General features: G+C 36.3%; 7 protein-coding genes. All 7 read left to right on the top strand.

Annotated features, from left to right (window positions below):
- Window positions 1-5 precede the first annotated feature (5 nt).
- The 7 genes from QZ055_RS07040 to rpe are packed head-to-tail and all read left to right on the top strand — an operon-like array spanning window position 6 to window position 7,372.
- Window positions 6-788, top strand: coding sequence for a DUF116 domain-containing protein (locus QZ055_RS07040; protein ID WP_295825588.1), 783 nt, complete (start codon window positions 6-8; stop codon window positions 786-788).
- A complete protein-coding gene (gene rsmB / locus QZ055_RS07035) occupies window positions 781-2,136 on the top strand; it encodes a 16S rRNA (cytosine(967)-C(5))-methyltransferase RsmB (protein WP_105089141.1) in 1,356 nt (451 codons plus the stop codon). Before QZ055_RS07040 ends, rsmB begins: the two co-directional genes overlap by 8 nt.
- Window positions 2,137-2,154: 18 nt before the next feature.
- Window positions 2,155-3,201: a 23S rRNA (adenine(2503)-C(2))-methyltransferase RlmN gene (gene rlmN / locus QZ055_RS07030; protein WP_105089142.1), complete on the top strand. Its 1,047-nt coding sequence runs from the start codon at window positions 2,155-2,157 to the stop codon at window positions 3,199-3,201.
- On the top strand, window positions 3,194-3,895 hold the full coding sequence (locus tag QZ055_RS07025; protein ID WP_105089143.1) for a Stp1/IreP family PP2C-type Ser/Thr phosphatase: 702 nt from the start codon (window positions 3,194-3,196) through the stop codon (window positions 3,893-3,895). The genes rlmN and QZ055_RS07025 overlap by 8 nt, the downstream gene beginning before the upstream one ends.
- Before the next feature lie 27 nt (window positions 3,896-3,922).
- Entirely contained in the window at window positions 3,923-5,848 is a 1,926-nt protein-coding gene (gene pknB / locus QZ055_RS07020; RefSeq protein WP_295825586.1) for a Stk1 family PASTA domain-containing Ser/Thr kinase, read from the top strand.
- An 8-nt stretch (window positions 5,849-5,856) separates the two neighbouring features.
- Window positions 5,857-6,720 carry a ribosome small subunit-dependent GTPase A gene (gene rsgA / locus QZ055_RS07015; RefSeq protein ID WP_295825584.1) on the top strand — a complete coding sequence of 288 codons (864 nt, stop codon included), beginning with the start codon at window positions 5,857-5,859 and terminating at the stop codon, window positions 6,718-6,720.
- Between the two features lies 1 nt (window position 6,721).
- Window positions 6,722-7,372 (top strand): ribulose-phosphate 3-epimerase, encoded by a 651-nt coding sequence (gene rpe, locus QZ055_RS07010; protein ID WP_295825582.1) that lies wholly within the window; start codon window positions 6,722-6,724, stop codon window positions 7,370-7,372.
- Window positions 7,373-7,614: the final 242 nt, after the last annotated feature.

Genomic DNA, 7,614 nt, shown 5'->3' with positions numbered 1-7,614 from the left:
CGTTTTTGGAGACTCAATGTAAGCAGTACGAAACGTATCCGTTATACCTGATATTATCATCAATTACATGTGCTTTAATTACTGCCATAATCGGCTTTCTAATGTATGTTTTAGAACCGGGGCTTACACAATTACATCCTATTGCACCCATAATTATTACAGTTGTTTTTTCTGTATGTATTGGTGTTATATGGTTATTGTGTTTATCCTTGATTATTGCTAGTTTCGGTATAATACGGTTACATCCTATTGTTTTAAGACTAGCCAATCAGTTTATATATGGATTATTTCCATTATCCTTATTGATTGGTAAAGTGAGAGGGGTTACTAAGGATCAATTGCGTCAATCTATGATTGATTTGATTAATCATCTCGTGATGCTAGATATGTATACGGTTGATCCAAAACGCATATTGTTATTAACACCGCATTGTTTACAGGAAAGCTCTTGTGTTCATAAGGTTACACATGATGTATATAATTGTAAGCAGTGTGGTAGATGCCAGGTTGGAAGTTTATTACAAGTTGCCAAAGATTATGGTTGTCAATTTATAGTTGTTACAGGTGGTACATTAGCGCGAATGAAGGTAAAAGAAGCAAGGCCTAAGGCTATTGTAGCCATTGCTTGTGAACGTGATTTAGCAAGTGGTATGGCCGATGTATTTCCTATACCTGTCATTGGTGTTTTAAATGAAAGACCTAATGGACCATGTTGCAATACTACAGTGGATCCTGAACGAGTTCGTGCAGCAGTTGAACAATTAATTGGTAGGAAAAACAATGACTGAAGTAAAAAGTTATGAACAACAAAATATTCGATTGCTCGCAGTGAAAGCTTTGAGTGATATTAATCGTAATGGTGCTTATGCGAATATTAAGTTACAGGAGTATTTACAGAAATATCATCTATCCGATTTAGACAGACGATTTTTTACTGAGTTGGTATATGGTGTTATTCGTAGAAAAAATTATCTTGATGCCATTATTATTCACTTTGCAAAACGACCTCTCAAGAAATTATCTTCAATGGTTGTAGAAATTCTTAGACTAGGTATTTACCAAATTATCTATATGGATAAGGTACCTGAAAGTGCAGCTGTCAATGAATCTGTTAAATTGGCTAAAAAGTTAACTAGAGGTTTATCTGGTTTTGTAAATGCAGTGTTACGTTCCGTTTTGCGTGAAAGTGATAGTATTTCTATTGGTGAACTTGCTAAATCTGAGGCTGAAGAAATTTCTTTCATTTATAATCAACCATTATGGCTGGTTAATTTATGGATGAATGAAATGGGTAAGGATAAGACTATAGATCTTTGCGCTTGGTTTAATGAACAACCTAGATTGACGGCACGTATCAATACGATAAAAATATCTATTGAGGATTGCCTAAAAGAATTACAAGATTTAGGTTGGACCGTTGAGCAGGATACATATATTCCAGAAGTAGTTTATATTAATGCGCATCAAGGCCATTTAGAAAAAGCAAAACCTGTTATCGATGGGCACATTACCTTTATGGATAAAGCATCTATGTTAGTGGCCCATGTAGTAAATCCGCAGCCAGGAGAGCGCATATTAGATTGTTGTGCTGCGCCAGGTGGTAAGTCTATGCATATGGCAAGCCTCATGAATAATACAGGCGCTATTATGAGTTGTGATATATACGATCATAAATTAGACCTTATGAATCACAATGCTCAGCGATTGGGCGTATCTATTGTTTCTACTAAGCTCCAAGATGGTCGTTATTTACCTGATAATTGGAAGGAACAATTCGATCGTGTCTTAGTTGATGCACCATGTTCTGGACTTGGCATTTTACAAAAAAAATTAGATATGCGTTGGAGAAAAACAGAATCCTTACTTACTGAATTGCCTCCATTACAGCTTGAAATATTAGAAAAAGCCGCTGAAATGGTCAAAGTTAACGGATATTTAGTATATTCTACATGTACGATCAATAGCGGTGAAAATGAGGATGTATTGGAAAAATTCTTAGCAACTCATAAGAACTTTGTTATTGACCCTGTATCCTATGAAGGATTACCACCATCTACCGATGGTATGATTACAACATATCCACCGCGAGATCATATGGATGGATTCTTCATGGCTCGTATGAAGCGCATATCATAATAATAGAAATGGAGTACCATGATAGAATTATTGGGTAAGTCTTTAGAAGAATTACAATCTATCTTTAAGACCCATAATATACAAAAGTTTCGAGCGAAACAGTTAATCGACTATATCTATCATAGATATGTGTTTGATTTTCAAGACATGACACAATTTCCAAAAGAATTGCGTCAATGGTTAAGTGATAACTGTATTATTTCTTTACCTACATTAATTACAGAGTCTGTTTCTCCAGATGGGAAGACTCGTAAAATACTCGTTGAAATGACAGATCAAAGCCGAGTAGAAGCCGTTTTGATGGAACAACATTATGGATATTCTGTATGTGTTTCTTCTCAAGTGGGCTGTGCTATGGGATGTGTATTCTGTGCTTCAACACAAGGCGGTTTATACCGTGATTTGACAGTGGCTGAAATCATAGGTCAAGTTGTTATCTTCGGGGCTCTTACTAAAGAGCAAATTCATTCTGTTGTCGTTATGGGCGCAGGTGAGCCGTTACAAAACTATGATAATGTGTTACAAGCTTTACAACTGTTACACGATCCTGTAATTTGTAATATTAGTTATCGTAAGATGACGATTTCTACCTGTGGATGGGTTCCTAACATCTATAAGCTAGCTGATGAAGGATTGCCTATAACATTAGCACTCTCATTACATGCTACAAATAATGAAGTGCGTCGTAGTATTATGCCTGTTGGGGCTCGTTATGAATTGACGGAAGTCTTAGATGCGGTAAAATATTATTATGATACGACTCAACGTCGTATTACCTTTGAGTATATCCTTATAGATTCTGTAAACGCATCTATGGAGGAGGCTCATGCTTTGGGAGAAATCTGTAAGAATTTCCCTAATTGCCATGTAAATTTAATTCCTGTTAATGGCAATGAACATATTGAATTATATAAACCATCTATTACGAATATGAATACATTTAAAGACATCGTTGCTTCCTATGGTGTATCTGTAACGGTACGTAAAGAGATGGGCGATGCGATCCAAGCCGCATGTGGACAGCTAAAAGCAGCTCACGGTCGGAAAAAGGAGAATCATGAATAATTTTGTTGGTTTAAGTAAAATTGGACTTGTGCGTCAGCGCAATGAAGATCGATTTTTTATAGACGGTCCTATTTGTGCTGTCACTGATGGCATGGGTGGCTATAGTGGTGGTGAAATTGCTAGTACCTATGCTGTTGATGAAATAAAAGAATATTTGGCCTCCCTTCAAACGGTTGGTCAACAAGACTTATGTGATGCTATTATTCATGCAAATGAACGTATAGCCAATCGCGTAGCTCATGAAGAACGTCTTGCTGGTATGGGTACTACTGCTGTTGTTACAGCTATTAATGGTAACCAATTATACTGGGCAAGTGTTGGCGATAGTCGTTTGTATGTATATAGAGATGGTCTTTTACGACAAATTACTACAGATCATTCTATGGTACAAGAATTATTAGCTGCTGGAGAGATTACAAAGGATGAAATGCTAAATCATCCTCAAAGAAACTTATTAACCCGTGCAGTCGGTGTTGATGATACTTTAGAGGTAGATAGTGGTGTAGAATCCATTCTTCCAGGTGATCGTATTTTACTTTGCACTGATGGACTATGCGGTTATGTATCAGATGATGTAATAGCTAGTGCTTTACAATCTACTGATGATGATATGAAAGTTATAGAATCATTAATGGAAACCGTATATGATGTCGGCGCAGGAGATAATGTGACCATTGTGGTGGGAACAATCTAATCTAGAAATGGAGAAATAATGAGTACTATGAATATAAAAGGTATACTTCTAGATAACCGCTACCGAATAGTTGATAAAATTGGCGTTGGTGGAATGGCTGACGTATACCTTGGAGAAGATACCTTACTAGGTAGACAAGTAGCAATTAAAGTATTGCATGCTAACTTTGCCAATGATGATGAGTTTGTTACGCGTTTTAAACGAGAAGCACAAGCTGCAGGCAAACTAAATCATCCTAATATTGTAAACATGTATGATGTAGGGTTTGATCAAGACTTACACTATATCATTATGGAATATGTAGATGGTGAAACATTAAAAGAATACATTACTCGTCATGGCAGACTATCCATAGATGAGGCTGTTAAATTCACAATTGCTATTGCTGAGGGTTTAGAGCACGCGCATACAATGGGAATAGTACATTGTGATATTAAACCACATAATGTTATTATCACTCGTACTGGTCGTGTAAAAGTTACTGACTTTGGCATCGCTCGAGCTATGAATGCTACCAATACCGTGATGTATACGAACTCTATTTTAGGGTCAGCCCATTATTTATCACCAGAACAAGCTAGTGGTAAACCTGTAGATGGAAATACTGATATTTACTCTTTAGGGGTAGTTTTATATGAAATGCTTACTGGAAGGGTTCCTTTTGAAGGGGAAACACCAATCGCAGTAGCATTAAAACATGTGCGTGAAAAAGTAGCTCCTCCAACCCGATATAATCCGTCTATTCCACCGCTTTTAGAAGCAGTAGTAATGAAGGCTCTATCTAAAAATCCTGCGGATCGTTTTGATTCTATTTCTGATATGATTAGTGATTTACGATTGTCCCAAGGATTTACAATGGGGAAAACACAACGTCATGAACCATATGACTTTGCTACACAAATGATTCCAGCTGTTGATCCTGAAGCTATGGAGGATTTCAGTACCATTCAAGAAGAGCAAAAAGATGAGGGTAAAAAGAAGAGTATGTTAAGTAAAATAGCATCGATTCCACAAAAATATATTGTTCTAGGTGCTGCTGTTATTTTCTTAGTAGCATTCTTAGGTGCCTTCTTGAGTTATGGTAACTTCTGGAGCAATACAACAGTAGATGTACCTAATGTTGTAGGTAAACAAGTATCTGTAGCTAAAAATATTTTAGAAGATAAACATTTGCGCGTATCTACGAGTGAAGTTACAAACCCTGATGTACCAGCAGGTCAAGTTATTTCTCAAACTCCAGGGGCTGGGGAAAAGGTTAAAGAACAACGCACAATACACCTTGTCGTTTCTAAAGGTGTTGGTGATATTACTGTGCCAGACTTATCCGGTTTAACTGTAGAACAAGCACGACAACGCCTCAAAGATGTAGGTTTAGTTGTGGGTAAAGTAACTCAACAATCTGTTGATAATAAACCTGATGGCGTTATTATTGCTCAAAGTCCATCTGGTGATTCTAAAGTTTCTAAAGGCACTACAATTGATCTCGTTGTAAATAAAGCAAAAGCTAAAAAGATTCAAATGCCAAACGTTATTGGTATGACCTTAAAAGATGCGCGAGATACATTGAGCAATGCTCATCTCGGCGTTAATCAAGTAGCTGGTTCAGTAGAAGAAAAATCTATCGTAACAGAGCAAAGCATTAAAGCTGGTGATGAAATTGATGAAGGCGCTACAGTAAACTTAACGACTGAATATAAAGATGATAAAAAGAAATCTGATAAAAAGTCGGATAGCAGCAGTAATAAGACGACTGGTACCGTAGATATCACGGTCCCAGCAGGGTCTAAAAATCAAGAACTTAAAATTGTCGTAAAAGATGATGAAGGTTCTGCTGTTATTTATGATGATACAAATAAACCTGGTGATCGTATCGTTAAAAAAGTGTCTGGTGTAGGCAATGTACGTATTGAGGTTTATCTCAATGGTGCATTAGTACAAGAAACAGCATTATAAGGGGAATTATGATTACAGGCATTGTTGTCAAAAATATGAATGGTTACTTTTATGTACAAGACGATAGCGGTACTGTTCATGAATGTAAAGTTCGAGGCAGATTGAAGAAAGGTCGCTACAGTTTACTTGTTGGTGACCGTGTTACGATTTCAGAGGATGGATTCGTTGAGTCCATCCATGATCGTCATAATGCTATGGTAAGACCTGCGGTAGCTAATATAGATCAAGTTGTATTGGTTGTAGCTGCCCATGAGCCAGATATTAATGAGTTATTGCTCAATAAAATGCTGGTTATGATTGAGCATGCAGATATTCCTATTGTATTATGTATCAACAAATGTGATTTGATGGATTCAGATACGGAAGAGATGGTAAAACTTTATCAATCTATCGGCTATGAAGTCTTGATGACATCAACATATAATATGACTGGTATTGATGACTTACGTCATGTCTTAGAACATAAGGTAACTGCTTTTGCAGGTCCTTCTGGTGTTGGTAAAAGTAGTTTATTAAATGCAGTGGACCCTAAGTTTGCATTCCAAACGGGAGAGGTTAGTGACAAAATTAAGCGTGGTAAACATACTACTCGTCATGCTTCCTTGTATAGTTTGAATTCAAATTCCTTTATCATGGATACACCAGGCTTTAGCGCCATTGAGTTCAATGATGTTTCCTTAGAACGGTTACCTACGTTATTCCCTGAATTTAGTGATTATGTTGATACATGTAAATTTAATCCTTGTTATCATGAACATGAACCTATTTGTGGCATAAAAGATGCTTTAGAGGCTGGCCATATTCATCAAGGACGATATGATGCATATATGTCTATACGTAATGACATAGAAAGTCAACGAAAGAGGTTTTAAAATGATTAAAATTGCACCATCTATGCTCTCTGCAAATTTTGCAACATTAAGTGAAGAAATAAAATCCATTGAATTAGCAGGAGCGGACTTATTGCATATTGATATTATGGATGGTCATTTTGTACCAAACTTAACTTTTGGTGCACCTATAGTAAAAGCAATCCGTCCTTATACACAACTACCATTTGATGTTCATTTAATGGTTACTAATCCTGGTGATTACGTAGAAGAGTTTGCAAAGATTGGTGTAGAGTATTTTACATTCCATCAAGAAACAGTGCCTCATATGCATCGATTGATTCAACATATCAAACAATGTGGTATGAAAGCAGGGGTATCACTTAATCCAGGTACACCAGTATCTTTATTGGAGGATGTAGCAGCTGATCTTGATATGATTTTAATTATGTCCGTAAATCCTGGCTTTGGTGGTCAATCCTTTATTCCAAACGCTATTAAAAAAGTTAAACAAGCTAAAATGCTATTGGAAGAAGTGGACAACACAACTGCAGTTATTGAAGTAGATGGTGGTATTAATGATATTACTTGTGTACCTATTAAACGAGCAGGTGCTACAATTTTAGTTGCTGGTTCCGCTGTGTTTGGCGCTGATGATCGAGCAAATATGATTGAGGCCATTAGAAATAACTAGTTATTATAATAATTGTTATTTTGAGTTTACTATCTTAATAATATGAGTAGTATCTAAACAGTATTATGTTTTGAAATAATAGCTACTAGAAAAATAATTTTATAATCAAATAGAAGGAGTGAGGTTTTCTTAAATAAATCCTCACTCCTTGCTTGCTTTTAGAATAATTTTTTGGTAAAATTACTGGGTATGAAAAATATGCACGTCGGTGGACTTCGGTACTGTGCCTAATTTTGGGTGAC

It is taken from the genome of uncultured Veillonella sp. (genome assembly GCF_905209685.1).
GTDB lineage: Bacteria > Bacillota > Negativicutes > Veillonellales > Veillonellaceae > Veillonella.
This window is presented reverse-complemented; position numbering and strand designations above follow the sequence as displayed.